At 62.0% G+C, this 25,290-nt stretch carries 18 protein-coding genes; 12 read left to right on the top strand and 6 right to left on the bottom strand.

Annotated elements, in window-relative coordinates:
* The first annotated feature begins 1 nt into the window (after position 1).
* The 5 genes from brxC (at position 2) to AB0313_RS03585 (ending at position 13,147) form a co-directional block, all read left to right on the top strand.
* Positions 2–3,487 (top strand): BREX system P-loop protein BrxC, encoded by a 3,486-nt coding sequence (gene brxC / locus AB0313_RS03605; RefSeq protein WP_366303657.1) that lies wholly within the window; start codon positions 2–4, stop codon positions 3,485–3,487.
* Positions 3,487–6,960, top strand: coding sequence for a BREX-1 system adenine-specific DNA-methyltransferase PglX (gene pglX / locus AB0313_RS03600; RefSeq protein WP_366303655.1), 3,474 nt, complete (start codon positions 3,487–3,489; stop codon positions 6,958–6,960). Before brxC ends, pglX begins: the two co-directional genes overlap by 1 nt.
* Positions 6,953–9,448 (top strand): BREX-1 system phosphatase PglZ type A, encoded by a 2,496-nt coding sequence (pglZ, locus tag AB0313_RS03595; protein WP_366303653.1) that lies wholly within the window; start codon positions 6,953–6,955, stop codon positions 9,446–9,448. The genes pglX and pglZ overlap by 8 nt, the downstream gene beginning before the upstream one ends.
* A gap of 13 nt (positions 9,449–9,461) precedes the next feature.
* Entirely contained in the window at positions 9,462–11,579 is a 2,118-nt protein-coding gene (brxL, locus tag AB0313_RS03590) for a BREX system Lon protease-like protein BrxL (protein WP_366303651.1), read from the top strand.
* Positions 11,580–12,028: 449 nt separating this feature from the next.
* Complete coding sequence (locus AB0313_RS03585; protein ID WP_366303649.1) at positions 12,029–13,147, top strand: hypothetical protein; 1,119 nt, start codon at positions 12,029–12,031, stop codon at positions 13,145–13,147.
* 43 nt (positions 13,148–13,190) lie between these two features.
* Here AB0313_RS03585 and AB0313_RS03580 read toward each other — a convergent pair whose 3' ends face one another.
* Together AB0313_RS03580 and AB0313_RS03575 are read right to left on the bottom strand one after the other, a co-directional pair.
* Entirely contained in the window at positions 13,191–13,706 is a 516-nt protein-coding gene (locus AB0313_RS03580) for a GNAT family N-acetyltransferase (RefSeq protein WP_366303647.1), read from the bottom strand.
* Positions 13,703–14,569, bottom strand: coding sequence for a ribokinase (locus AB0313_RS03575; protein ID WP_366303645.1), 867 nt, complete (start codon positions 14,567–14,569; stop codon positions 13,703–13,705). Before AB0313_RS03575 ends, AB0313_RS03580 begins: the two co-directional genes overlap by 4 nt.
* A gap of 159 nt (positions 14,570–14,728) precedes the next feature.
* Here AB0313_RS03575 and AB0313_RS03570 point away from each other — a divergent pair, with 159 nt between their 5' ends.
* The 4 genes from AB0313_RS03570 (at position 14,729) to AB0313_RS03555 (ending at position 19,093) form a co-directional block, all read left to right on the top strand.
* Positions 14,729–16,171, top strand: a complete 1,443-nt coding sequence (locus AB0313_RS03570; RefSeq protein WP_366303643.1) for an MFS transporter — start codon at positions 14,729–14,731, stop codon at positions 16,169–16,171.
* Positions 16,172–16,197: 26 nt separating this feature from the next.
* Complete coding sequence (locus tag AB0313_RS03565; protein WP_366303641.1) at positions 16,198–17,199, top strand: nucleoside hydrolase; 1,002 nt, start codon at positions 16,198–16,200, stop codon at positions 17,197–17,199.
* Between the two features lie 161 nt (positions 17,200–17,360).
* On the top strand, positions 17,361–17,657 hold the full coding sequence (locus tag AB0313_RS03560) for a hypothetical protein (protein ID WP_366303639.1): 297 nt from the start codon (positions 17,361–17,363) through the stop codon (positions 17,655–17,657).
* 140 nt (positions 17,658–17,797) lie between these two features.
* Entirely contained in the window at positions 17,798–19,093 is a 1,296-nt protein-coding gene (locus tag AB0313_RS03555; RefSeq protein WP_366303637.1) for a S8 family serine peptidase, read from the top strand.
* A gap of 13 nt (positions 19,094–19,106) precedes the next feature.
* On the opposite strand, the gene AB0313_RS03550 is transcribed toward AB0313_RS03555, so the two are convergent.
* From AB0313_RS03550 to AB0313_RS03535, 4 genes are all read right to left on the bottom strand, one after another.
* Positions 19,107–19,889 carry a GntR family transcriptional regulator gene (locus tag AB0313_RS03550; protein WP_366303635.1) on the bottom strand — a complete coding sequence of 261 codons (783 nt, stop codon included), beginning with the start codon at positions 19,887–19,889 and terminating at the stop codon, positions 19,107–19,109.
* Positions 19,890–19,998: 109 nt separating this feature from the next.
* Positions 19,999–20,397, bottom strand: coding sequence for a type II toxin-antitoxin system VapC family toxin (locus AB0313_RS03545; RefSeq protein ID WP_366303633.1), 399 nt, complete (start codon positions 20,395–20,397; stop codon positions 19,999–20,001).
* Complete coding sequence (locus AB0313_RS03540) at positions 20,394–20,660, bottom strand: type II toxin-antitoxin system prevent-host-death family antitoxin (protein WP_366303631.1); 267 nt, start codon at positions 20,658–20,660, stop codon at positions 20,394–20,396. The genes AB0313_RS03545 and AB0313_RS03540 overlap by 4 nt, the downstream gene beginning before the upstream one ends.
* 91 nt (positions 20,661–20,751) lie before the next feature.
* Positions 20,752–21,810 (bottom strand): LacI family DNA-binding transcriptional regulator, encoded by a 1,059-nt coding sequence (locus AB0313_RS03535; protein WP_366303766.1) that lies wholly within the window; start codon positions 21,808–21,810, stop codon positions 20,752–20,754.
* A 229-nt stretch (positions 21,811–22,039) separates the two neighbouring features.
* On the opposite strand from AB0313_RS03535, the gene AB0313_RS03530 reads away from it, so the two are divergent.
* The 3 genes from AB0313_RS03530 to AB0313_RS03520 all read left to right on the top strand — a co-directional run bounded on the left by AB0313_RS03530 (position 22,040) and on the right by AB0313_RS03520 (position 25,290).
* Positions 22,040–22,516: a hypothetical protein gene (locus AB0313_RS03530; RefSeq protein WP_366303629.1), complete on the top strand. Its 477-nt coding sequence runs from the start codon at positions 22,040–22,042 to the stop codon at positions 22,514–22,516.
* Positions 22,517–22,588: 72 nt separating this feature from the next.
* Entirely contained in the window at positions 22,589–23,725 is a 1,137-nt protein-coding gene (locus tag AB0313_RS03525) for a substrate-binding domain-containing protein (RefSeq protein WP_366303627.1), read from the top strand.
* Between the two features lie 56 nt (positions 23,726–23,781).
* Positions 23,782–25,290: a sugar ABC transporter ATP-binding protein gene (locus tag AB0313_RS03520; protein WP_366303625.1), complete on the top strand. Its 1,509-nt coding sequence runs from the start codon at positions 23,782–23,784 to the stop codon at positions 25,288–25,290.

Here is a 25,290-nt window from a genome sequence, read left to right as displayed (position 1 = left end):
GATGAATCTGCATGCGATCTTCGCCAAGGACGTTCAGCGCCCGATAGAAGGTGTCATCAAGGCTGACGACACCGCACATCTTGGCACTGAGGTTGACGAGTACGTCCTGACCAACGAGGCGGCCAAGGGTCTGGAGCTGCTGCTCGAGGCCTACACGAACTACACCAACGCCAACGGCGTGTGGATATCGGGCTTCTTTGGTTCCGGTAAGTCGCACCTGCTGAAGTTGCTGGCACACCTCCTCGGTGACGTGGATGGTCAGGACTTCCCGCGTGCCCGCGTGTCCGAGAGCTTCCGTTCCAAGGCGCAGGACGCATTCCTCCCGGCACTGCTGACCAAGGCGGAGAGGATCCCGGCGAAGAGCCTGCTGTTCAACATCGACCAGAAGGCCACCCTCATCACAAAGGATCAGACCGATGCCTTGTTGAAGGTGTTCGTTAAGGTCTTCGACGAGAGCCGCGGCTACTACGGTAGCCAGGGGCACGTAGCCCGTTTCGAGCGCGACTTGGACAACCGAGGCCAGTATGAGGCGTTCAAGGACGCATATACCCGCATCTCGGGACGCAGTTGGTCGCAGGGACGTGAAGAGGGCGTACTTGAGGAAGTCAACGTGGCCAAGGCGTATGCCGAGGTCAGCGGCAACACCGATAGTACGCCCACTAACATCCTTACCAAGTACCGCAATGAATATTCAGTTTCCATCGAGGACTTCGCTGACGAGGTGATGGCGTGGTTGGACAAGCAGGAAGACGGCTTCCGGCTGAACTTCTACGTCGATGAAGTCGGTCAGTTCATCGGGTCGAACACTCATCTGATGCTTAACCTCCAGACGATCGCCGAGTCTCTGAACACCAAATGCCAGGGCCGTGCGTGGGTGATCGTGACCTCCCAGGAGGACATGGACAAGGTCGTCGGTGACCGCACGAAACAGCAAGGCAATGACTTCTCCAAGATCCAGGCCCGGTTCGCCACCCGTGTGAAGCTCACCAGCGCCGACGTGGAAGAAGTCATCCGCAAGCGACTGCTGGAGAAGAATGAGACCGGCGAGGCGGCGCTGAACTCGATTTATGCCGAGCAGCACGCCAATTTCAAGACCCTCTTCGACTTCGTGGACGGCGCGAAGACGTACCGCAACTACACCGACGAGGCGCACTTTGTCGGCACGTACCCGTTCGTCAGCTACCAGTTCCCACTGTTCCAGGCAGCGATCGAAGGCATCTCCGACCACAACGTATTCGAGGGCCGCAACAGCTCAGTCGGTGAACGCTCGATGCTCGGGGTCGTACAGCAGGTCGCCAAGGACATCGGCGATGTGAAAGTAGGTAGGCTGGCTACCTTTGACCACATGTTCGCCGGCATCCGTGCTTCGCTGAAGTCGGCGGCGCAACGTTCGATCGACGTTGCCGAGCGCAACTTGGACAACGAACTGGCTGTGCGGCTGCTCAAGGCCCTATTTCTGGTGAAGTACGTCGAGGGCTTCCATGCCACACCGCGCAACCTGACCGTGCTGGTTTATGACCGTTTCGGACTTGATCTGCCTGCCCTGTCCAAGCAGGTGCAGGAGGCACTGACTCTGCTGGAGACGCAAACATACGTCCAGCGCAACGGCAACGTCTACGAATACCTGACCAACGAAGAACAGGTCATCGAGGAGGAGATCAAGAACGTCGACATCGATGCCTCGGATGTCAGCGGCCGGCTCTTCAAGATCATCTCCGGTGACGTGGTCCGCACGAGCAAGCTGCGGTACGCCAAGAACGGACAGGATTTCGCCTTCGGGTACAAGCTCGACGACCAGGTCTATGGGCAGCAACGCGAACTGACCATGCACTTCATCACGCCCGAGTACCCCTTCGGCCCGGAAGAGACCCGGATGCACAGCGCGGGCAAGGACGAGCTACGTGTCATCCTGGAACCTGATGAACGCGCTCTTTCGGACCTGCGTCTGCTGATCAAGACGGAGAAGTACACCAAGCGCAAGCAAACGACTTCTCTGTCCGCAATCGAGGACCAGATCCTGCGCTCGAAGGCGACGCAGAACGTCGAGCGCGAGAAGGAACTGATCGAGCGCATCCGCCGGGCAGTTGGCAAGGCGGACCTCGTGATCAATGCCGCCGGTGTAGCCTCCTCCTCGCAGGACGCCATCACGCGCGTCACCGATGGCTTCCAGGACCTCATCAGCCGCACTTACACCCAGCTCGGCCTGCTTGGCGGTGTTGCGTACAGTGAGCAGCAGGTGGCTGCGTTCGCCAACCCCAACCAGTCAGGCATGATCGACGATTCGTCGCTGTCGATGCTTGCTGTTCCAGGTGACGAGGTGCTTTCGTTTTTGCTGCAACGCGACCGGCTCGGCGAGCAGGTTACTGTCAAGACGATTGTGGATGCCTTCCAGGCCAAGCCCTACGGATGGGATCTGGCCTCAATCGAGGTCGTCATCGCCTGGCTCGTTGGCAACTCGAAGATCACGATCACCGTCGATGGAAACGTGCTGAAGCGGACTGAGGTAGCTGGCGTTCTGCGCAATACGCAGAAGCACTCGCATTCCGTGGTCGCACCGCAGAAACTCTTTGACGAGCGCAAGGTGGCGATGTTCCGCAGATTCTGCACCGACTTCTTCGACGAGGCCACCCCGCCGAAAGACCCTCTGGAGTTGGCCCGGCACGGCGGCGAAAAGCTCGAGGCAAAGCGTGATGAGCTAAGGGCGCTGGTGAGCGGATCGAAATACCCGTTCGCGGAGCAGTTGGCTGCCCCCATCGCCCTGCTCGAACAGGCTGTGGGGAAGTCTGACGAGTGGTACTTCACTGATTTCAGTCTTGGCGACGAATTGCTCGACGCCAAAGAGAACGTCATCGACCCGATTCAGTCGTTTCTGGGTGGCGGTCAGAAGGTCATCTACGACGAGGCCGTCGTCCTCCTCACCACGAATACGAACAACCTCGGGTACCTGCCCCCAGGAAGTGACGCCGACGTCCAGCGGCTCCTGGACGACCCGAACGCCTTCCGGGGCAATCGCATGACCCAGCTCAAGCAGGCCGCCGACGCCCTTGGCGCGAAAGTCGAGGATACGCTCGCCACCCATCGCAGGACAGTCATCCAGGACATCGAGGCACGCAAGTCCGAGATACTCGGCAGCGCCTCCTACGGCAGTGCCACAGAGGAAGCGCAGCAGCGGGTCACCCGTACAATCGACCAGATCATCGCCCGCTTAGACAGTGAGCGGCAGATCGCGTTGATCCGCGAGCAGGGTAATGGCTTTGAGGAGCGGACCTATCCCGAGCTGCTCGACCAACTAGCGTCCTCTGCCCGGACGACGGGCGGTACAGACAGCCCGGAGCCCACACCAAGGCAGACCGTCTCGGTCAAGACGATCACAGTGCCCGGAGCCCACGGTGTGCTCGAGAACGTGGATGGTGTCGACCGATATCTAGATGCGCTCCGCGGTGCGCTGTTGAACACGCTCAACGATGGAAAGAGAATCGCAGTCTAATGGAAACAGCACCGCTGAAATCATTCGCCACATGGGCTCGCACTGCCCTCCTCCGCGAGGTGTCAGCCCGCATCTCCGTCGTTCTGGCATCGGAAGAGCTGCGCCAAGAACAGCCCAACGCCGTCGCCGCACTGGAGAAGGCCGTCAATGCTGCTGGCAGCGGCGACAAGGGCCGCGACGCCGTAGCCGACAAAGTTGCCTACACGTGGTTCAACCGCATCATTGCGCTGCGGTTCATGGACGCCAACGGCTACACAGGCATCGGTATCGTCTCGCCCGAACGGGGCCGCGAAGGAGGGCAGCCCGAGGTTCTTGCCGAGGCCAAGCGCGGGAACATAGACAGCACGGTGGTTACGAACAAGCGCACCACGGAGACCATCACAGGTCTGCTCAACGGCATGCGCCGCAGTGACGATCCACAGGGCGAGGCGTACGCGCTACTGCTTGCGGAGTACTGCCGCTATTGGAACCGCTCTATGCCCTTCATGTTCGAAAGAGAGGGCGACTACACCGAACTGCTTATACCCGCAAACCTGCTCGCCGATGACTCAGTGCTGGCCCGCGCTGTCGACGTGCTCACCGAGGAGGTCTGCCAGGACGTCGAAGTCATCGGTTGGCTGTACCAGTTCTACATTTCCGAGCGGAAGGATGAAGTCTTCGCCGGGTTCAAGAAAAACAAGAAGGCCGGCGCTGACGAGATCCCGGCCGCTACCCAGCTCTTCACCCCGCACTGGATCGTCCGATATCTCGTTGAGAATTCCCTCGGACGCCTCTGGCTGCTCAACCGCCCGACCTCACGCCTTGCCCAGCAAATGGACTATTACGTCGCGCCAGTCAATGCCGAAACGGAGCACTTGAAGGTTGACAGCCCTGAAGAGCTGAAAATCATTGACCCAGCATGCGGTTCCGGGCACATGCTCACCTACGCATTCGACTTGCTCTACTCGATCTACGAGGAAGAGGGCTACGCTCCGTCCGACATCCCAACTCTCATCCTCACCAATAACCTCTACGGCACCGAGATCGACCCCCGGGCAGGTGCGTTGGCCGCCTTTGCCCTCACAATGAAGGCCCGCGCTCGTCAGCGAACATTCTTCAACAAACAGGTTGAGCCGAACATCTGCGTGCTCGAATCTATCTCCTTCACTCCAGCCGAGCTGAACAACCTCGTCACTAATGGGGGCGACCGCCGAGCGGAGGAGACATTTTTCAACCAGTTCGAACATGCTGACACTTTCGGGTCACTGATCCGCCCGCGCCAAGAACTCATTGAACCGCTTCGTCGCCGTATGGCCGCGACATCCCCGGGGAACGGGGACCTCTTTCACAATGAAGTCCGCGAGCGTGCGCAGAGAGTTCTGACTCAAGCGGAATACTTGTCAACGCGCTACCACGTCACTGTGGCTAACCCACCGTATATGGGTAGCAAGAACATGAGTGCCCAATCTACTGCTTGGTTAGCAATCAACTACCCGGCCAGTCGGTTTGACCTGATGACGGCGTACATGGAGCGAGCTGAAAGCCTGAGTGTGACCTCCGGTTTGTGGGGCATGATCAATCTTCCGTCTTGGCTGTTCCTCACGTCTTTTGAGCAGCTCCGACAGTCTTTACTGCAATCGTCGACCATTGAATCTCTCCTCCATCTCGGGCGAGGAGTCTTCGGCTCAGACTTTGGATCAGTAGCTTTCATAGTTTCTCGTCGCGCGCCGCATGCGAGTCACAAGGGCATTTACAGGAGGCTCTTCCAAGATCATGTGGATGTGCGGCCGCTTGACACAATCAAGAAGCTGTTCCTTGATCCAACGTACGGTCTCTACCTTTTGAATCAGTCAGTATTCTCCGAGATACCCAGAGTCCCGATAGTTTACTGGCTCGAGCCACAGATGCTTGCCGCCCTTGGCTCCACCCCCCGATTGGCTAGTCTTGCGGACGCGCGGCAGGGGCTATCACCGGCAGATAAGCCAAGATTCATGCGTTACTGGTGGGAAGTCTCTGTCAGGAAGACGTCATTGCGCGGAACCGGGGCAAAGTGGGTGCTGTACAACAAGGGAGGGGCGTACCGAAAATGGTTCGGAAACGTCCTACACGTGATCGATTGGGCAAATGACGGCGCTGCCATTAAGGCATTTGATCGGGCCGTCATTAGGAACCCTTCATACTATTTTCGGCCATCGTTGTCATGGACGAAGATCTCATCAGGCAAGCCTTCCTTCAGATTTGTCCCGGACGGCACGATCTTTGACGGCGCTGCCGGATCGCTATTTCCGCATGAACCTAGCCAAAGCGAGCAACTCCTCGGATTCCTTAATTCGAATCCAATTCGGGTAGTGCTGGAAGCGTATTCGCCTACGGTGAACTACACAGAAGGTGACATCTCCCAACTACCCGTTCCTCGACTCCTAGGAGATAACGAGTGGAAGGCGCTCGTCTGCAACTTGATCCAGTTGAGTTCCGACGATTGGAACGGCGATGAGGAGTCTTCGGGGTTCACAATCTTCCCGGGAATTCCAGAGCGTGACGCACAGACCAAGCTCGCTGCTGTATGTGCTCAGGAGCTTCACGTAGCGGAAAACCGCGCGGTGGAAATGAGCCATTATGAAACAGTCAATAACCGTACGTCGGCCGAAGTCCTTGGCAACGGTCTGGATCACTATGCCCTCGCTGTTGAACCAGAGGAGGTTGGGCTTCGATTCAATCCGTACCAGCTGGCCAGCGACAAAAGAGCGTCCGTCCACGCCAGGGAATTCTGCGAACGTTTGGCTTCGTTTGCGGTGGGGTGCATGTTCGGTCGATACAGCCTGGACGAGCCAGGTTTGATACTCGCCAATCAGGGTGACACGCTTCAAGATTATCTCGCTCAGGTACCGAGCCCGACGTTCGGCCCGGACAACGACAACGTGATCCCCATCGTTGACGGGGATTGGTTTGAGGATGATATCTTGGCCCGCTTTCGCCAGTTCTTGCGGGCTGCCTTTGGGGACGAGCACTTTGAGGACAACCTGCGGTTTGTCACCGAGGCACTTGGCGTTAAGGACTTGCGCGACTACTTCGTGAAATCGTTCTACAAAGACCATCTGCAGCGGTACAAGAAGCGCCCCATCTATTGGCTGTTCTCCAGCCCAAAGGGGTCGTTCAACGCTTTGATCTACATGCACCGTTACACTCCGTCGACCGCCTCAACCGTGCTCAACGAGTACCTTCGCGAGTTCAAAGCAAAGCTGGATGCCAGTCGCCAGCACCACGAGCGCCTCGCTGTAGGCACAGGTGCACCACGGCAGCAGGCTGCTGCCCAGAAAGAGGTCGATCGTCTGCGCAAAATACTGCTTGAACTCGACGAGTACGAGCACGACGTGCTGTACCCTCTCGCAACCCAGCAGGTCCAGATCGACCTCGACGAGGGCGTGAAGGCGAATTACCCGAAACTCGGTGCCGCCCTGAAGAAAATCCCCGGACTAGAGGCAAGCGATGAGTGATACGTCCACCGTTCGGCCCCATCTGGAGCGTCGTTTCGAGAGTCAGCGGGTAGTGTTTTGGCACGACCCTGAAGGTGAGTACGCCGCCGACCTCGACACGCTCGGCCTGGAAGGCGTGCAGACTGTGCACGTCACTAACGACGAGTATGCGGTCAAGAACCGGCTGCTGCACCAAGAGCCCAGATCGAAGTTCCTTGTCTACCGCTCGGGGGCCGTACCGACGGATATCGGCAACTGGCTGCTTGACCTGGAATTGGCCTACGGCGTGTTCACCGCAGACCGGACCTCGCTGGTGCAGCAGGAACTCGGGCTCACCGCCGAGGGCATCGCCGGGGTCCTGCAGGCGCGCGCGAGTTTCTTCCGCGTGGCCAAGCGCATCCAAGGCCTCAAGAAGCTGCTGGACGCCGACGATGACGGCCGACTGCTGCAAGCCAAAATGTCGGCCGTCCTGCTCAGCCAAAGTGAGCACAGCCTACTGGAGATCACGCGCACTCTGCTGATCGAGAACGCCGGCGGTGCGGACGCCAGGTACGGTGCCCTTGCCGAGCACGGCCTCGACGAGTTCTACTGGCAAGGCGTGGCGTCGATCTATGGCTACAAGTCGCCGAGCCCGAGCATCGCCGATTTCGTTCTGTGGGTGTTCCGGCAGGCCAACGCCGGGTTCAAGTCCGAACGACCCGGCGGGCTGCGCAACATCCAGCTCGACTTCGGGAGCCTTCGCTACGACCGGCGCAGCCAGGAGGCCCTGACGACGCTCGCAAAGCGCGCAGCGCGAGACCTGGAGTATGCCAGCACCATCGAGGACGCGAGCTTCCGCGACCTGTTGGACAATGACCTTTTCGAGGAGGCTGACCGTAAGATCATTAGCGATCTGGCACATGCTGTCGCTGAGCGAACGATCACAGCCCGCGAGGTTGCAGAGGTAATCCGCAGCCGTCAGAGCAGCATCTGGGTCGAGGGGTACCAGAAGCTGTACACAGCGATCGGCTGCGCCTCGGAACTCCTGACCGCGCTTGGCGCGCTCAACCTGTCGATGCAGTCCTTTGACGAGGGACTCGAACGGTACCGGGATGACTGGTTCCGCATCGATCAGCTCTACCGGCAGTTCACGTACGCTGCACGCACAGCAGAGTTCGCGGGGCCGCTGGAGGCTCTGCGGTTTCAGGTGGAGAAGTTTTACGCCAACAAGTTTCTCTACGATCTTGGTAACGCCTGGCAGCAACAGGTGGACGGCATCGACCAATGGCGTTCGGCGTTGCTTCGGCCCCAAACCTCATTCTTCAACGACAACGTTGTGCCCATCACTAAAGACGGCCGTCGTAAAGCCGTAGTCATCATCTCGGATGCCTTGCGCTATGAAATCGCTGACGAACTTGGTTCACGCATCCGCCAGGAGGACCGTTTCGATGCGGACCTGAAAGCCATGCTTGGCGTTCTGCCCAGCTACACCCAGCTCGGCATGGCAGCGCTGCTGCCGCACAGCACGATCGGACACTCTAGGGACGGGGATCCCGTCTTGGCCGACGGTCAGCGCACCGACGGCACCGCGAACCGCAGCAAGCTCCTCGAAGCCGTTGACGGGAACGCGATTCAGGCCGAGAACGTCTTCTCCCTGACCCGGGACGAGCTGCGGGAGCTGTACCAGCAGCATCAGGTGCTGTACGTCTATCACAACCGCATTGACGCGACGGGTGACAAGGCAGGCACCGAGCGTCAGGTCTTCGAGGCCGCCGAGGACACGCTTCGCGAACTAGTCGACCTGGTCAAGCGGCTGACTAACGCGAATGCGACGAACATTCTCATCACGGCGGACCACGGTTTCTTGTTCCAAGACACGGCGCTGGCGGACGCCTTCTACCTGTCGACCTTGCCGCAAGGCGACGATATCAAGGTAACCAACCGCCGTTACGTCCTCGGTCATGGCTTGAAGGAAGAAGCCGCGTTCAAGACTTTCACGTCAGCTCAGCTCGGCCTCGACGGAGATCTGGATGTGCAGATACCGAAGTCGATTCATCGGTTGCGTCTTCCAGGCGCAGGCTCGCGATTCGTCCACGGCGGTGCAGCCTTGCAGGAGATCGTGGTCCCGGTGCTGGCCATCAACAAGAAGCGCAAGAGCGACGTGCGAACGGTCAACGTCAAGATCATGCCCGAGTCGGACAAAATCACGACAGGCCAGCTGGTCATCAAGTTGTTCCAGACCGAGCCCGTGAGCGAGAAAGTTCGCCCCTTGGTACTCCGCGCGGGGCTGTATGTCGGCGAGATCCTCATATCGAATCAGCTCTCGCTCACGTTCGACCGGGACTCGACAGACCAGCGTGACCGCTACCAGAGCGCCCACATGCTGCTCAGCCAGGACGCAAACGACTACAACAACCGCCTGGTCGAGTTCCGGCTTGAAGAACTCATCCCGGGCACCAACCAGTGGCGTGTCTACGCCAAGGCGATCTACACGCTCAAGCGATCGTTCGCCTCGGACTTCGACTTCTAAGGAGAGTGTGGCTGTGAGCGAAGTCAGCCCGGAGACAACCGATGGGTTCAGCGCAACAGCAGGCGCAACCCCGCTGCAGAGCGACCTGGACCGAAAGATCAACGAGCTGTTCCCTGGCGTCGTAGTCCGAAAAGACCTCGTGAAAGCGGTCAAGGGCAACGCCATTGTGCCCTCCTACGTGCTGGAGTATCTGCTCGGCCAATACGCCGCATCAGATGACGCCGCCACCATCCAGGCAGGCATCGACACCGTGCGAAAAATCCTGGCTGACCACTACGTGAACCGAAACCAGTCAGAACTGGTGAAGTCCACGATCAAGGAGCGCGGACGCCATCGCATCATTGACAAGGTGACCGTCACGCTCAACGAGAAGGACGATGTTTACCAGGCAGAATTCGCCAACCTTGGCATCAAGGGAGTTCGCGTCGAATCCTCGACGATCAAGGCTCACCCGAAGCTGCTGGTCGGTGGTGTCTGGTGCATCTGCGACATCGAGTACTTGCACAGTGATGACGCCCGGATGGTGCCGTGGATACTGGGGTCGATCAAGCCCATTCAGTTGTCGAAGTTCGACTTCGAAGGTTATCTCGCTGCACGAAGTAAGTTCAGAACCGACGAGTGGATTGACCTCCTCGTGCAGTCGATCGGATTCAATCCTGAACTGTTCGGTCGCCGCGCAAAGCTCATCCAGCTCGTGCGGCTGATCCCGTTCGTTGAGCGAAATTACAACCTCGTCGAACTCGGACCCAAGGGCACCGGTAAGTCGCACATCTTTTCGGAGTTCTCACCGCACGGCATGCTCATCTCCGGTGGCGAGGTCACCGTCCCCAAGCTGTTCGTCAACAACTCCAATGGCCGCATCGGCCTGGTCGGCTACTGGGATGTTGTAGCGTTCGACGAGTTCGCGGGTAAGAAGAAGCGCACCGACAAGGCGCTCGTGGACATCATGAAGAATTACATGGCGAACAAGTCGTTTTCCCGCGGCGTCGAGACGCTCGGCGCGGAGGCGTCCATGGTGTTCGTCGGCAATACTTCGCACACCGTGCCTTACATGCTCAAGCACTCCGACCTGTTCGATGAGCTTCCCGAGAGCTACCATGACTCGGCCTACCTTGACCGCCTGCACCACTACATCCCGGGGTGGGAGGTCGATACCATCCGCGGGGAGATGTTCTCCAACGGCTACGGGTTCGTCGTCGACTACATCGCCGAGGTGCTCAAATCCATGCGCTCGGCGGACTACTCTGACCGTTACCAACTGCACTTCACACTGTCGTCGGACATTTCGACACGAGATCGCGACGCCATCCACAAGACCTTCTCCGGGCTGATGAAAATCGTTTACCCTCACGGCGAAGCCACGTCCGAAGAGATCGAAGAGATCCTGCAGTTCGCCATCGAGGGCCGAAAGCGAGTCAAGGACCAGATACTCCGCATCGATTCAACAATGGCAGAGGTAAAGTTCGGCTACCTCGACAACGCCGGTACATGGCACCCTGTCACTACCCTCGAAGAGGACGAGTACCCAGAGTATTACTACCGTGAACGGCCTCAAAACGGTGAGACAGATCGCTTTAACGAGCAGAGTATCTCCCATGGCTCGATCAGCGCCCCGGGTTTGCCTGCCCTCGAAGCCTCAGTATTGGAGGGATTCCTAGAGTTTCAGGAGAACCAACGCGGTGTGTCCTTCGACGCGCTGCTCGTCCCTTACCTTCGTGGTGCAGCGCAGATAACAATTACAGACCCCTATGTACGTCAGTTCCACCAGGCTCGAAATCTGATGGAACTCATTGAGGCAATCGCCGCTTCCAAGGATCCCGCGGACGAGGTCAACGTCAAGCTCATCACGTCTGAGAGTACGGAGGGCGAGGAGAAGCTTCGCAAGCAGTTGGAGCTCCTGCTGAAGGTGAAGCAGGGCGCAGCAATCGCTGGCATTAATCTGGAGGTCTCATTCGACGCCACCATTCATGACCGATCGATCGTCACGGACAATGGTTGGAGGATCGTTCTCGGGCGGGGTCTCGATATTTTCCAGTACGTTACCGGCGACACCTTCGACCTTGCAACTAGGCTCCAAAGCTACCGCCAGGTCAAAGCATTTGGCGTGACCTACATCCGTGATGGTAAGTGAGCCTAGCCTTCACACGCGTCGTGCCCGAGGACTACCTTTCGGTTGGGCTTTGGGGAAGAGGGGATGCTGAATGCGCGGACACGTGCATGCTAATTCTGAAGTGCATAACCCACCATGCGAGAAGCGCACCACTGACGTGGTGCGTTTCATAGCCGTGACCGTAGGCCGCAATCCTTCGCAATCTGTGGCAACGGGGCTCCCCGCTTTGTCTGCCGCTGGGCGGCGGGAGATTCGGGGTTGTAACTAACAGGCTCGGATACCCGAAGTTGGGGGCACCAGGCACCCAGACGAAGCCGGCATCAAACAGAGTCTTTGTTCTTGGCGCGCTCAGGCCGGCCGTTGAGCGGGCGAGGCGTCCATCTGATTTACTGACTCTTTGGCAAGATCAATCATCTTTTGAATAAAATCTGGAGGTGGCCTCATATAAAATTATCCAGACGATCTACTCGATGGACTCATTTGCAACCCTACGAGACAAGGTCAGCGCCTATTTTTCTAACCTTGGATTCTACGTGGGCGAAGATCACGAGGACGAGTTGAGAGAAAATCCACTTATCAAACGTTGGCGCCGCGACAATGGCTGTGATTGGAGGTTGCAATGCGCAGCGATTGTCTATCCGACTCGTTCCAGCGCTGACATGCTTGGAAGTGGCACGCTTTTCACTCTACACAATAATAGATCAACACGGAGTGCCGTACTTGTACCGGGTGCCGTTACGAGGTTCTTCTCAGGTACACCCAACTCGATTAGCGTGGATACGCATCATTTCTGGTTGGGGAGCGCGAACTGGCTGGCCGGTGATTTGGCAAAGTATCTGTCTAAAGAGGGCAAGCATGCAATCTTGCTATCCCTAGACGACACGGTAACAGGCGTAAAAAGCAATCCCTACCTCTCCGATGAGGAACGGCTTCTTGCCCTTGACGCCGCTGCGAACGCCTATCTGCCGTCACCCGCATCATTCCCAGCGCTTAGTAGCTCTTTGAAATCCCAGCTGGGGATGGAGGTGTGGACCGCGCTTTCGAGAAGTACCCAAGAGTTCTTGATAAGCGGGATCGTTGCTTTCGACCGGCTCGACGGCGCCTCGACAGTGCAGCTAGAAGCTTCTGGGCCCGCCATTTTGTTGAGCAAAGCACTCGAAGATACGGTAGTTCGCCGGCTCATGCTGCCGTTCCGCCGATTTATTGCCTCCTCGGGGACTGGGATTTCCAGTAGCGGGGATGGACGTCTCAACAAGCTGCGGGAATATGCGTTGGGCGGACAGAACAAAAAACTCGAGCTGGGAACCTTCGCTTCTCAGCTGGCCCACCTTGCGACTGGGGATACATCAAACCTTCCGCCTGCGGGAGTTGCATATCTCGCGTTCATTCAAACGCTTTCGGACCCCGATTTTGTGCAACACGAACTGGCTGATCAGTTACTCCATGTAACCCGATCCTTCCGGAACCCCGCCGCTCATCCCGAGGTACTTGACTTTCCGCAGTTGCATTCCTACATCCGGCTGCTCCTTGGCCATTCCGGCGCTGAAGGCCTTCTTCCTCGCATTGTCACAGCTAGCAAGTCAAAGTAATTCTTTAGACAGCACTCTAAAGTTCGAATTGAACGAGGGAGGTTCATCCCCGGACTCCGCTGCCGTTCTGTTGAAGAGGGCTGGCGGTCCCTGGCGCTGGCGGCCGTAACTCGAGTCGTCGGAAGCTGAGCGACCGGTAGAGGCCATGGGCCCGCTCCATGAACGTGGCGCTGGTGATGCTGATCGCCTCGATGCCGGGCAGATTCCGGGCGTGATCGATAATCGCACGCACCACGGAACGGCCCACCCCGCCGCCCTGGCACAACGGGTCCACCGCCAGCATCCGGAACTCCAGCTCCCCGTCCCGAGCGATCTCGCTGTACGGCTGGCCGGCGAACGTCAGCGTCACCGCCGCCACCACCTTCCCGGCAACGTCCGCCACCCACACCTCGGCGTGCTCGGCGCGGTGCTCCACGTTCTCCAGCACGCTCAGGTACGGATGGCCGGCAGCGAAGTGCCCCGCCTGAAGGTACGCGTCGCGGGTGATGCGCCGGACGGCGGGGTAGTCGGCCGGCACTGCCCGCCGGAGTATGACCGTCGCCGGCAGCGAGACGCTCACAGCGCGCCCGCTGCGGGAGCGGTCCGCTCCGCGTAGTGGCCCAGCCGTGCCAAATCCGGCTGCGACGACGGGTCGCCGACGGCGTCCGCACCCACAGCGTTGGCCACGGCCAGGGCCCGCGCGTAGTCCCACCCACTACGTAGCGCCAGGACAAGGGCAGCGCAGAACGCGTCACCGGCGCCCACGGTGTTGGCCACCGCCACCGCAACGGAGGGAGCCTCGGCCACCTTCCGGCCGTGCTCGAACATCGCCGAGCCCTCGCCGCCGTACGTCACCGCCACCAGCTTCGCCTCTGCAAGGGCGGGGATCAGGGCGTACTCGCCCTCATTGACGATCACCAGATCGCACCGGTCCAGGAGTTCCGCCGGCAGGTCCATGGCCGGCGCGGCGTTCAGCACGAAGAACCCCTGCGCCTTCCGCGCGGCCTCCAGCACCACGGGCAGGCCCACTTCCAGCTGGCACAGCACCGTCTCGTCCAGGCCGAACTCCACCCCGTCCACCGACAGGTGCGAGTTGGCGCCCGGGCACACCACGATCTGGTTCTCGCCGTCGCGGTCCACCACGATAAGCGCCGTCCCGGTCGGCTCGGGCAGGACGGCAACATCAGATGTGTCCACACCGGCAGCAGCCAACGCGTCCAGCATCCGATGCCCGGACGCGTCGTCGCCCACGGCGCCCACCATCCGGGCAGAGGCCCCGAGGCGGGCGGCCGCAGCGGCCTGGTTGGCGCCCTTGCCGCCGGGCTGCTCGGACAGCACCGCGCCGCCGATGGTTTCGCCTGCCGTCGGAAGCCGCTCGGCGGTGGCGATCAGGTCCAGGTTGACGCTGCCGACCACGGTGACGGCAGGAAGTGCATTGCTCATGGGAAGTCTCTCTCGGGGTGCCGGCGAAGCGGCCGGATGGAGAAAAAGTGTAGCGCATGGTTGTACTCGCGAATCATACGTGGTTGTATAACAACTCAGATCGCCATCCCGGGAAGCGGTCCTCCCTCCCAAAAACCTGCTCGAACAAAGGAGTTTGATGTGAACACCCCAACCCCCGCGGCAGCCGCGCCGCCCGCGGACGCCGCTGCCGCCGTCGTACGTCCCGACGAGGCAGCAAGGCTCTCCGGCCGCCGCGCCGCCCTGCTCATCTCCTCGCTGCTGCTGGGCGTGCTGTCCTTCCAGCTCAACGCCAGCATGGTCACCCCGGCGCTGCCGCAGATCGCCGCCAGCTTCGGCAGGGGCGCCGACGCCGCCGCCCCCGTCCAGTCCATGTTTTTCCTGGCCGGCGCCATCGCCGGGCCTGTGATCGGCCGGTGGAGCGACTTCATCGGCCGCCGCGCCGCGCTGCTGCTGGTCCTGGGCATCATGGCCGCCGGCACCATCCTCTGCATCACCGCGCCCACGCTGGAACTGCTCGTCACCGGCCGGTTCCTGCAGGGCGTCTCCAGCGCCGTCTTCGCGCTCGCCTACATCGTCCTCAGCGAGAACCTGCAGGCCAAGGTCTTCGGCACGTCCGTGGGCATCATCGCCGCCATCAACGGCGGCATCGGGGGAGTGGACGGCTGGGTGGGCGGGCTGATGGCCGAGACCCTGGGCTTCCGCTCCATCTTCGTGGTGGTGCTGGTCCTGACCGCGATCGCCGCCCTGTGCATCCTCCGCCTGGTCCCCGCCGGCCGGCCTTCCGGCATCCGCGGCGCGATGGACTGGTGGGGCGCCGGCTCGCTCTCGCTGTTCCTGGTGTTCCTGACCTACTTCGTCTCCGACGGGTCGGCCGCCGGCTGGACCTCGCCCACCGCACTGGCCCTGCTGGCAGGCGCCCTCGCCTCCTTCGCCGCGTTCTGGCTGATCGAGAAGCGCCGCAGCCACCCGCTCATCGCCGTGCACCACCTGCGCTCCCGCCAGGTGTGGCCGGTCATCGCCACCACCGTCCTCACCCTGGCCGGCATCTTCGCGATCATCAACTTCACCGTGGTGCTGCTGAGCCAGGATCACGACGGCGGCTTCGGGCTGAGTGCCTCCGTTTCGGCGCTGCTGTTCCTCACCCCGGCCGCGCTGATTGGCGTCTTCGCCGCACCGTTGGCGGGGTGGCTGGCCGGCCGGCGCGGCTGGATCCGGATCCTCCGGGTTGGCACCGGAATGAGCCTGGCGTGCGCCGTGGTTGCCGCCCTGTTCTCCACGTCGCCGGTGGCCGTGCTGATTGCCGTGGCCTGCCTGGGCATCTTCTACAACGGCCTCTTCCTCACCGCCATCAACGGGCTCTCGGTGCTGCTCTCGCCCAAGGAGGCCCCGGCGGCTCTGCCCGGCATCAACGGCGCATCGTTCGGGACCGGGGCGAGCCTCGGCGTCGTCCTCGTGGCGCCCTTTGCCGCCCAGGCCACGGCCGCCGGGTACGCCACGGCCCTCTGGATCTCGGTGTGCATCACCGCCGCCGCGTTCATCGTCAGCCTCTTCGTCGCCGCCCCCAAGGGCGAGACCCTCTAACCGCTCACCCCCTTCAAGGAGACACCATGACCCCCCGCCACCCGATCTACCTGGACTGCGATACCGGGATCGACGACGCCCTCGCCCTGGCCTACCTGCTCTCCTCACCCCTTGCGTCCGTGGCCGGGATCGGGACGGTGAGCGGGAACGTCAGCGCCGCCGTCGGCGCCCGCAACACTTTGGACCTGCTGGCCCTCGCCGGCGCCGCCGATGTTCCGGTGGCGCTGGGGGCGCACGATCCGCTGGCTGCTTCCTTTCACGGCGGGGCGCCGTGGGTTCACGGGTCGAACGGGGTGGGGGAGGTTGAGCTGCCGGCGTCCGGTGCTTCGGTGGCTGCCGAGTCCGCGGCGGAGATGCTGGTGCGGCTGGCGCGGCTGTACCCGGGGGAGTTGCGGGTGGTGGCGATCGGGCCGCTGACCAACCTGTCCCAAGCTTTGGAGCTGGACCCCTCGTTGCCATCCCTGGTGGAGTCCGTGACCGTGATGGGCGGGGCCGCGCTCGCGCCGGGGAACATCACGCCTGTGGCCGAGGCGAACATCTGGCACGACCCCGAGGCCGCCGCCCTGGTGCTGGCCGCCGACTGGGACGTGACCCTGGTGCCGCTGGACGTGACCATGGCGTCGGTGCTGGAGGAGCCGCACCGGCAGTCGCTGTTGGCCTCTGCTGCGCCGGTGCCGCGGGCGCTGGGGGAGATGCTGGGCTACTATTTCCGGTTCTACAAGGGCATCTACGGCCGGCTCTGCTCAGCGATGCACGATCCGCTGGCCGCGGCGCTCGCCGTGGGTGCGGTGAAGCCTGCCTCGGCACCCATGGTGCGTGCCGCCGTCGACACCTCCAACGGACCCGGGCGCGGGCAGACCGTGTGCGACATGCGCGGCCTGTACGCCGGGTACCCGCCCGTGAAGGGCGCGCGGTGCCGCGTGGTGCTCTCGCTCGAGGAGGACTTCGCCCCGCACCTGGTGGACACGCTGCTCGGCCACTTTGAAGGCACGACGGCGGCCCTCGCCTCAGCGGGTTCAGTCGCCTGAGGCTCGACACGCTCATTGCGTCGTCGGGATAGCGGGACCATGGCCTCTACACTTCCGGACCAGGCTTCGCGAGAGTGGCGGTAGGACCGGGGGAAGCAGGGAGGTGGCGGGCCGTGGATCGCTGGGACTTGGGAATTGCTGGGCTGGGACTGCTAGCGGCCATGTCATTGGCTTTCGGCTTGCTGGCTCACTGGATCGTGGGCAGGAAAGTGTCGCGCTGGCTGTGGCTCTACGCGGCGGCAGGGTACTTCGTTGCCGGCATTCTGGTCAGTGAAGTCTGGTTCGGCTGGGCGACGGGGGAGGAGCTCCAGCCGAACATCGACGGCCTGTCCTTCGACGAAGTGCAGCTGGTAACCCTCGCCGGGCTCATCGGAGCCGTGGCCGCCAGGATCGTGCTGCGGAAGAGGGCACACACCAAAGGCGTTCGGCAGGCCCCGCCACCGGGGGCCGCACACTGAACCAGCAGCGGCAAATACGGCGAAGCTTGCGGCATGCGGCGAGCACGGCCGCAGCAGGCTCCGCCGCCTGAGGCCGGCAAAGCAGACAACCTGCTGTTGGCCCCTATCCAGGTGTTACTGATGGGGCGCAAGATGACCGAATGAAAAGAACAGTACTGGCAGGTCTCGCCTCGATGGTGATGGTGCTTGGCGCCATCACCATCGCCGTGCCAGGCAACGCTGCCGCATCCTCCTCGCCCGCACCGTCATCCCCCGTACCGTCCTCACCCGTTCCCGGCCAGATCATGGTCAAGTTCCGCGACAATGCCGCAGCTGCGGGTGTCCTCGGCCAGCATGGCCTCAGTGACGGGCCGCCGATTGGCAGCACCGGCGCCCACCTGATCAAAGTGCCGGCAGGCCGCGAACTCCAACTTGTCGCTGCACTCAGCCGGAACCCCGCCGTTGAGTACGCCGAACCGGACGAATTGGTTACGGCCGATTCCGCCGACCAGTACTTCGACCGCCAGTACGCGCTCCAGAACGTGGGGCAGTCGTTCACGAACACCGCGGGTACGGTCACGGTGGCCGCCGGTAAAGCCGACGCCGACGTGGACGCCGTCGAAGCCTGGAACGTCACCACCGGTGGTGGAACCAGGGTGGCCATCATCGATTCGGGCGTGGCCGCGGACAACAATGACATCTCGCCGCAGGTGGCCGAGCGCGTCAACTTCAGCGACAAGGTAATCGCCGGTCCCGACGGTTACGACAGGTACGGCCACGGCACCCACGTGGCAGGGATCGTAGCGGCCGTCGCCAATAACTCGATCGGCGTGGCGGGCGTCTGTCCCAGCTGCAGCATTTTCGACGTCAAGGTGCTCAACGACAGCGGATCCGGTTCCAGCTCGGCCATCGCCAAGGGCATCGACTGGGCGGCAACCCATGGTGCGAAGGTGATCAACATGAGTCTGGGGCAGCGGGTGTCGTCACGGACCCTCGAAGTTGCGGTCAATAACGCGTGGAACCAGGGCGTGGTGATCGTCGCCGCTGCCGGCAACGAGGGCACGCAGGCACAGGTCTACCCGGGGGCCTACCCGAACGTCATCGCAGTCGCTGCGACCGACAACAAAGACGCCAAGGCTTCCTTTTCCACCTACGGGAAGTGGGTGGATGTCGCGGCACCCGGGGTGAGCGTGTACTCGACCTTCCCGAACCACCCGTTCGCGCTGGAGTCGCAGTACGGCAGCTCCGAGGGGTACGACATCCTCAGTGGCACATCAATGGCGTCGCCCGTGGTTGCTGCGACGGCCGCGCTGGTGTGGAGCACGGCTGCCGGGACGTCCAACACATCCGTCCGTGCCAAAGTGGAATCTACCGCTGATCCCATCTCCGGGACGGGGACGTACTGGGCGCACGGCCGCGTGAACGCATGTAAAGCAGTGGGGTGCGTGGCGCCCTAGGTTCGGGCTGCTGTCAGGACTGGAACTGCTGCATCACCGAGAGGTGCCCGGCTCTTGCTGAAACCAGGCACTTGGCCAGGTAGAAGGGCCGGTTGGCGTGCCGGACGTACTGCGTGAGGACCAAGACCGGGTCCGACGGGCGCAGGTCCAGCAGCTTTGCGCGGCTGGGGCCCACCTGGCTCAGGCTGATCTGGCACTCGCCCGGGCCGGCCAACCGGCCCAGCTGGGTGTTGAGCGAGGCAAGCAAGGTGCTGCCGGCGTCGTCCTTTATCTCAAGGGGAGCGGCGGCACCCTTTCCGAAGCTGACCGGCTGGGCGGTGACGTTTTCCTGCAGGTGGGCGATGGCCTCGCCGTCGCGGATGAGGACGGATTCCCAGAGCCAGCATTCGCTGCCGGGCTCGACGCCGATGCCGGGGGCGACGAACTCGGAGGCGGCCTGGCTGATCGCCTGGGTGCGTTTGACCTCGAGCGTCTGGCCGGGGCCGGCGAGGACTTCCTCGAACGGGCGGATGCGTTCGATGCCGATGCGGGGGAGGGTGTCCGAGACGAAGCGCCCGACGCCGCGCCGCGCCCTGATGAGGCCGTCCTCCTCCAGGAGCATGAGGGCTTCGCGGACCACGGTGCGGCTGACTTTCATGTCGGCGCCGAGTTCGGTCTCCGTGGGGATCATGGAGCCGGGGGTGAGGAGGCCGTTGCGGATGGCCTCGGCGATGCGCGAGTACACCGCCACACGCAGCGGCGAGCCGGGTTGGGCGGCCACCGGCTGGGACAGGAACCGGGCGGCGTCCTGGTGCACGTTTAGCCTCGCTCTTTTCGTGGGTGGTCCGGGGATTCCAGCCTAGTGCAGCGTCTGATGCGTTTGTTGGACAAGCGGCACTGGTAGTGGGGACCGCCGTCGGAGTCCTTTAGGAAGTGCTCCCTGGGGAGAGGGTCTGCAGGCCTGCCTGGGTCGCCGCCTCGAGGAGTTCGTGATCAAACGCGACCAGCAGGCTGGCTTCGACGCGGATCGCGGCTGCCAAGTGAATGGCATCCGCGCTCCGCAGTCCACCGGGCAGCGCCGCAGCGTAAGTAAGGTCGGAACGGACGACGTCCACGAGGTTGATTCCCGCCAGTACGGCGTTGACCAGGTCTGCGGGGAGCCCGCGGCGGTTGGCTGCACAATGCAGTTCCGTATGCAGGAGCATGGAGGCCACCAGCCGGTCACCCCGTTGCCCGGCGGCAGACAGAAACTCGGCCGTCGACCGCGATTCACGTTCCTCGACCACCAGTTTCAGGGCAGCCGAGGTATCGACATAAACGATCACCGGTCGCCGCGGAGATCGGCAAGGATTTCCGCCGTACCGGCATTGGAGGGCACCCGCGGCAGAAGTTGGAAATCAACAGGATTCGGCGTTGCTTGCCGCACGCTCCCGGACCTGAGCAGGCGCTCGAAAGGTGAGGCTGCAGGCGGGATCAGCGTCGCTGCCACCTCACCGTTATTGGTCACGTCGATGATCTCGCCGTTCTTTACCCGCTCGAGGATTTTGCTGCTTTGGTTTCGCAGCTCGCGGTGGGGGATCGTAGTCATGGGGCACCTCCGTAGCAATCGTAGCACCGGCCCCGATTCAGGGTCTTATTTACCTCGGGTGCCGGAAAGCCTGGTGCTTTCCGGCCGGCTTCTATTTGCGCGGGGACACCTGGCGGGCGCTGTCGCGGACAACAAGGGTGGGCGCGATGGGGGTGCGGTCCACGTCCCGGCCCTCCATGGCACCAAGGAGCACCTCCATGCTCATGAGCGCCAACGCCGTGAAGTCCTGGCGCACAGTGGTCAGCGGAGGCAGGAAGTAGTCTGAGCCTTCAATGTCGTCGAAACCGACCACGCTCACATCCTCCGGCACCCGGATCCCGTTTTCAGCGAAGGCGCGTATCAGGCCGAGGGCCGTGTGGTCGCTGGCGGCGAAGATAGCCTGGGGTACCTTTTGTTCCCGCACGAGCTGGAGGGCGGTCTCGTAGGCCCACCGGGGGCTCCAATCACCTTCGAGGCACAGCCCCGGCGTCAGCCCGGCGTCGCGCAGCGCGGCCTCCCACCCGCGTTTGCGTACCCGGCCGTCGAACCACTCCATGGAGCCGGCGAAGTGGGCGATGTCGGTGTGGCCCAGGTCTATCAGGTGCTGGGTGGCCAGCCGTGCGCCCAGTTCCTGGTTTTCCGAATAGGTGAAGACGTTTGGCGTCGATGATGCTCCCGCCGCAATCATCTCCACGGGGATGCGGCAGGAGGCATTCCATACGGCTGCTGCCATATCCACCACGGGGGCAATGACGATGATTCCCCCCACGCCGGTATCGTCCAGGGTGTCGAGGGCGGCCTGGACCGACTCCCCGTAGGGCTGTTCGACGCTAATGACGGTGGTGGCGTACCCCTTCTTGCGTGCAATGTTTTCGAGGGCCATGAGTGTCCCCACCGGGCCGAACCGCGGGGAGCCGTCGGAAAGTATGCCGATGGAAGTGGACCGGCTGGTGACCAGCGCCGTGGCTGCCCGGTTCCTGCGGTACCCGATGTCCTTGATCACCTGCAGAACCCGCTGCCGCGTTGCCGCGCTCACGTCCGGTGCGTCATTGAGTACCCGCGAGACCGTGCCGAAGGAGACGCCGGCCATGCTGGCCACATCGTTGATGGTGGGTTTCCGGCGCCGCGAGGCACCGGGCAGTTCCTCGGTCGCCTTATGCGGAACAGTCATTCCTGCCACACTCTCTCCTGTCTTGCACACCGCGAACGGAACCCCCTTGATCCCGTTTGGTTCCGTGCGTCTTGATCTTACGTCTGCCGGGATTTCCCCGTCCCCGAAACAGCTCCCGATGTGATGCTTGACACGTATCTCCGTAAACGTTTACGATGATGTCCGTAAACGTTTACGGTTACCTCGTAATCGTTTACGGAGAAGATATTTCAATGAGGAAAGGCGCGGGATGACCGACCGTATCGTGCACGAACTCGCGCTCGAGCCGAACTCCGGGCTTCGGGACATCGACCAGAACCAGTGGGCAAATCTCGAAGCACTCCTGAGGGACACGGCGCCCGGCGATCTGGCACTCGCTGTCCGCACCTTTGTCCCTGCCGGCTCCTCGGCGGTCATCGGAATCTTTGATGAAAATCGTCTCTGGGCAAGCCTGGCGGTCTCCGTCGACAACTCGGGCAAACCCGCATCAGTGTCCACCCTTCGAGGCCCGGAAGCGGGCGGCGACATGGCGAAGGCGGCCAACGAGGCAGTGAAGTGGGTTCAATCCCACCACGGTCCGTGTTCCTTGGGCTTCTTCGTCGACAAAGTACATGCAGAGGCGCTGCTGAGAGCTTCAGACAAAGCCACTGCCATCCGCACAGCCTCGGCCTCCGGCGGGCTCGTCCTGTCCCCGGTCCCGCCGGCCCTGGCGATTGCCCTCGCCTGAATCCCAGGCATCCACCCCCACCCCCACCCACCCAAGCACTGGAGAACAATGATGATCCGCAGGCTTCCCCTTGTGGCCCTTACCGCAGTCCTGTCCCTTTCCGTCGCGTCCTGCAGCAGTTCGACCACGGGCACGTCCAACGCTCCCGACGCCGGTGTGTCCAGCAAGGCCCAGCAGGCCCTTGACCAGATCAAGGGACAGGTCCTGAGCAAGGGCCCCAACGGCGAAATGCCCTCCCCGGCGTCGACAGCAGACCTGACTCCCGACGAGATTCAAAAGGTCAAGGCGCTCAACGCCAAAGCAGCCATCGTGATGCACTACGGCGGCAACGACTGGGCCACCGCCCAGATCAACGGACTAAAGAGCGAGTTTGAAAAGCTCGGGGTCAAGGTCATTGCCACCACTGACGCGAACTTCAAGCCGGACAAGCAGGTCTCGGACATCGAGACGGTCATGTCGCAGAACCCGAACATCATGGTCTCCATCCCCACGGATCCCGTGGCTACGGCCGCCGCCTACAAGAAGGTCGCGGATGCCGGAACCAAGCTCGTCTTCATGGACAACATCCCCCAGGGCCTGACGGCCGGCAAAGACTATGTCTCTGTTGTTTCCGCCGACAACTACGGCAACGGCGTGGTCTCCGCCCACCAAATGGCCAAAGCCCTCGGCGGCAAGGGGAAAATCGGCGTCGTCTTCCACCAGGCCGATTTCTTCGTGACCAAGCAGCGCTACCAGGGCTTCAAGGACACGATTACGAAGGAATACCCGGATATCAAGATCGTCGAAGAAAAGGGAATTGCCGGGCCGGACTTCGCCGGTGATGCCCAGGCTGCTGCGAACGCAATGCTCAGCAAGTACGCCGACCTGTCCGGAATCTGGGCGGTCTGGGATGTTCCTGCAGAAGGTGTCATGGCCGCAGCCAGGGCCGCGGGCCGGCCGGACCTGAAGATCGCCACGGAGGACCTCGGCAAGAACGTCGCGATTGCCCTGGCCAAGGACGAACTCGTCGTCGGCCTGGGAGCGCAGGTTCCGTTCGACCAGGGTGTCACGGAAGCCCGGCTGGCCGCAGGGGCGCTCATCGGCAAGAAAGCACCCGCGTACGTGGCGCTGAGTGCCCTTCCGGTTGACCACTCCAACGTCCTGGATGCCTGGAAGCAGGTCTACCACGAGGACGCCCCGAAGGACATCCAGGACTCCTACAAGAAGTAGCCAAAAACCGGCGGTGCGGGGGTTTCCCGCCCCCGCACCGCGCCGAAAGGGCAACGATGAATACCGCAGACAATGTCGTCGAGATGCGCTCGATTTCCAAGAGCTTCAACGGCGTTCCCGTATTGAAGGATGTCAGTTTCGACGTCCGCAAGGGTGAAGTCCATGCGCTCGCAGGAGGAAACGGCGCAGGGAAGTCCACGCTCATGAAGATCCTCCAAGGCGTCTACCAGGCGGATGCCGGCGAGATCCTTATCGGAGGAAAGCCCACCGCCATCAACTCGATCCAGGACGCGAAGGCCGCCGGGATCGGCATGGTCTTCCAAGAGTTCAGCCTGGTACCGAGCCTGACCGTTGCGCAGAACATTTTCCTCGCCGCCGAACCGCTCGGCACCGGCGGGCTCATCGACGACCGTGCCTCGGTGCGCCGGGCCAGGGAAGTCTTCAGCGAGATGGAGGTCGACGTCGACCCGCGCGCCGGAGTCGCACGGCTCGGCACTGCGTACTGGCAGCTGACCGAGATCGCCAAGGCACTGGCGCAGAATGCCCAGGTGCTCATCATGGATGAGCCTACAGCCAGCCTTGCCCGGCATGAATCCGAAGCGCTCTTCGAACTCATTGACCGCCTCAAACAGCGTGGCATCTCCATCATCTACATTTCCCACCGCATGGATGAGGTGTACCGGCTCGCGGACCGGATCACCATCCTCCGCGACGGCCACCATCTCCTCACCGCGCCACTGACGGATGTCACTCCCGAACAGATCGTGGAAGGCATTGTTGGCAAGAAGATCGAGGGCCAGCTTTCCTACCGTGCGCGTGATCACGTGGCCCACGAGGGGGCGCCGCTGCTGGAAGTCCGTGGACTTAACTCGGGACAGCGGGTGCGGGACGTTTCGTTCGTGCTCCGGCCTGGTGAAATCCTCGGCCTGGCAGGGCTGATGGGCAGCGGACGAACTGAGCTCGCCCGTGCTCTCTTTGGCATTGACAAGGTGGACAGCGGTGAAGTGCTCCTACGGGGCCAGAAGGTCAACCTCGGCTCGCCGCAGCAGGCCATCAACGCGGGAGTGGCCCTCATCCCGGAGGACCGCAGGGCCCAAGGCCTGGTCTTGGAGCACTCCGTCCAGGACAACCTGCTGCTTCCCCTCCTCGGCCAGATTCAGCGGGGACCCCTCCTGGACGGCGCGAAGGGGAAGGAATTGTCCGCGTCACTGATCAAAAGGTTCGCAGTGAAGGTGGCGCACCCCCACCGGCCGGTGCGGCTTCTCTCGGGCGGAAACCAGCAGAAGGTGGTCATCGCCAAGTGGCTTGGCACCGATCCGGACATCCTGATCCTTGACGAGCCAACGGCCGGCGTCGACATCGGCACCAAGAGCGAAATTCTCGACATGATCCGTGAGCTGGCAAGTGCCGGCAAGGGCGTCATCGTCATCTCCTCCGAGTACCCCGAACTCCTCGCGGTCAGCGACCGCGTCCTCGTCCTCAAGGGCGGCTCCATCATCCGTGACATCCCCCGCAGCGAGATCGCTGACGAGGAATATCTCCAACTTGCAGTACAGGGAGTCTGA

The organism is Pseudarthrobacter sp. NPDC080039 (genome assembly GCF_040702335.1).
GTDB classification, from domain to species: Bacteria; Actinomycetota; Actinomycetes; order Actinomycetales; family Micrococcaceae; genus Arthrobacter; species Arthrobacter enclensis_A.
The sequence above is the reverse complement of the archived record's forward strand: the minus strand, read 5'-3'. Positions and strand labels throughout refer to the sequence as shown.